The sequence below is a fragment of the Mycobacterium sp. genome, from assembly GCF_049281135.1.
GTDB lineage: Bacteria > Actinomycetota > Actinomycetes > Mycobacteriales > Mycobacteriaceae > Mycobacterium.
On the sequence record NZ_JBAPRN010000528.1, the window covers coordinates 1 to 3010 of the forward strand.

1 protein-coding gene and 1 pseudogene are annotated in these 3010 nt (G+C 65.5%); both read left to right on the forward strand.

Annotated elements, in window-relative coordinates; genetic code table 11:
- Positions 1-211, forward strand: a pseudogene (locus tag WAN02_RS20880) (ABC transporter ATP-binding protein); the annotation flags it as partial.
- A 392-nt stretch (positions 212-603) separates the two neighbouring features.
- Positions 604-3010, forward strand: a 2407-nt coding sequence (rpoB, locus tag WAN02_RS20885) for a DNA-directed RNA polymerase subunit beta (RefSeq protein ID WP_422266125.1), incomplete at its 3' end; no start/stop codon positions are given.

Below are 3010 nucleotides of genomic sequence, written 5' to 3' on the forward strand. Positions count from 1 at the left end.
GCAGATCCTCGCCACCCCCGGCATGCCGGAGCGCAAGGCCGTTGGCCGCCGCCAGGCTCGGGTCCGGGAGAACCTGCACCTGCTCCCGAAGGACGCGCAGGCAGCCATTCTGGACTCGTTCAAGGCCAACGGTGTGCAAAACGACCCTCGCGCCCGGCACCGCGACGAGGACCCCGACACCGCATCGATCCCGACTCAGCGCGGGTACTGACGCGCGACCCCAGTAGGCCTGATCCGGAAGGAGTTCTTCCACAATCTTCGCGCGTCACCTCTTGACGGAAGCGCCCGAAGGGGTCAATCTGTTGGGCAGAATGTATGCACGGGAATGTCGAGACGCCAGCCAGCGCCGATACCCCCGAGCGCGGTAGTTGAGGAATGCGCCGTCCTGCGCTATTGTTGGACGTTGCGCTGGCTGCCTCCTGCCCTCCTCACCCGCCACATGACACCGTGGTCCTAGCCTGAGCTATCGCTGATTCAGCGATCTAGCTTGGTGCGTGAGATTGGGGCAGATCGTTCGCCAGCCGAACCGACAAAGTTATAGCGGCGAACGGTTCCCGGTGGCCGCCGGGTCTACAGCCGCGTGAGGTGCTGGAAGGATGCATCTTGGCAGTCTCCCGCCAGAGCAAGAAGTCCCCTCAAAGTTCTAACTCCTCCAACAGCTCCGTACCCGGAGCGCCCGATCGGGTTTCGTTCGCCAAGCTGCGCGAACCGCTCGAGGTCCCGGGCTTGTTGGACGTGCAGACCGACTCGTTCGAGTGGTTGGTCGGCGCGCCGCGTTGGCGCGAAATCGCCGCCGCGCGCGGTGACGCCAAGCCGACGGGTGGTCTTGAAGAGGTGCTTTACGAGCTGTCCCCGATCGAGGACTTCTCGGGCTCCATGTCTCTGTCCTTCTCCGATCCACGGTTCGACGAGGTCAAGGCCCCGGTCGACGAGTGCAAAGACAAGGACATGACGTACGCGGCCCCGCTGTTCGTCACCGCGGAGTTCATCAACAACAACACCGGCGAGATCAAGAGCCAGACGGTGTTCATGGGTGACTTCCCGATGATGACCGAGAAGGGCACCTTCATCATCAACGGGACCGAGCGCGTGGTGGTCAGCCAGCTGGTCCGCTCGCCCGGTGTGTACTTCGACGACACCATCGACAAGTCCACCGAGAAGGTGCTGCACAGCGTCAAGGTGATCCCGAGCCGCGGTGCGTGGCTGGAGTTCGACATCGACAAGCGCGACACCGTGGGTGTCCGCATCGACCGCAAGCGTCGCCAGGCCGTCACCGTGCTGCTCAAGGCGCTGGGCTGGAGCAACGAGCAGATCCGGGAGCGCTTCGGGTTCTCCGAGATCATGATGCAGACCCTGGAGCGCGACCCCACTTCGGGTCCCGACGAGGCGCTGCTGGAGATCTACCGCCGGCTGCGTCCGGGCGAGCCGCCCACCAAGGAGTCGGCGCAGACCTTGCTGGAGAACCTGTTCTTCAAGGAGAAGCGCTACGACCTGGCCCGCGTTGGTCGTTACAAGATCAACAAGAAGCTGGGCCTGAGCGCCACGCCGGCCGAGACGTCCTCGACCACGCTGACCGAGGAAGACGTCGTCGCGACGGTCGAGTACCTGGTGCGTCTGCACGAGGGCCAGACCTCGATGACCGTCCCCGGCGGCGTCGAGGTCCCGGTGGAGACCGACGACATCGACCACTTCGGCAACCGTCGTCTGCGCACCGTCGGTGAGCTGATCCAGAACCAGATCCGGGTCGGCATGTCCCGGATGGAGCGGGTGGTCCGCGAGCGGATGACGACTCAGGACGTCGAGGCGATCACGCCGCAGACCCTGATCAACATCCGGCCGGTGGTCGCCGCGATCAAGGAGTTCTTCGGCACCAGCCAGCTCTCGCAGTTCATGGACCAGAACAACCCGCTGTCGGGCCTGACCCACAAGCGCCGCCTGTCGGCGCTGGGCCCCGGTGGTCTGTCCCGTGAGCGCGCCGGTCTGGAGGTCCGCGACGTGCACTCCAGCCACTACGGCCGGATGTGTCCGATCGAGACCCCGGAAGGTCCGAACATCGGTCTGATCGGGTCGCTGTCGGTGTACGCGCGGGTCAACCCGTTCGGTTTCATCGAGACGCCGTACCGCAAGGTGAACGACGGTGTCGTCAGCGACGAGATCCAGTACCTGACCGCCGACGAGGAAGACCGCCACGTCGTCGCGCAGGCCAACTCGCCGATCGACGAGAGCGGCCGGTTCCTCGAGGACCGCGTGCTGGTTCGACGCAAGGGCGGCGAGGTCGAGTACGTCTCCTCGGCCGAGGTCGACTACATGGACGTGTCGCCGCGCCAGATGGTCTCGGTGGCCACCGCGATGATTCCGTTCCTCGAGCACGACGACGCCAACCGTGCCCTGATGGGTGCCAACATGCAGCGCCAGGCGGTTCCGCTGGTGCGCAGCGAGGCACCGCTGGTGGGTACCGGCATGGAGTTGCGTGCCGCGATCGACGCCGGCGACGTCGTCGTCGCGGACAAGGCGGGCGTGATAGAGGAGGTGTCGGCGGACTACATCACCGTGATGGCCGACGACGGCATCCGGCACACCTACCGGATGCGCAAGTTCGCCCGGTCCAACCACGGCACCTGCGCCAACCAGCGTCCGATCGTGGACAACGGTGAGCGGGTCGAGGCCGGCCAGGTCATCGCCGACGGGCCGTGCACCGACAACGGTGAGATGGCGCTGGGCAAGAACCTGCTGGTCGCGATCATGCCCTGGGAAGGCCACAACTACGAGGACGCGATCATCCTGTCCAACCGCCTGGTTGAGGAGGACGTGCTCACCTCGATCCACATCGAGGAGCACGAGATCGACGCCCGCGACACCAAGCTGGGTGCCGAGGAGATCACTCGGGACATCCCGAACGTCTCCGACGAGGTGCTGGCTGACCTCGACGAGCGCGGCATCGTCCGCATCGGCGCCGAGGTTCGCGACGGCGACATCCTGGTCGGCAAGGTCACCCCGAAGGGTGAGACCG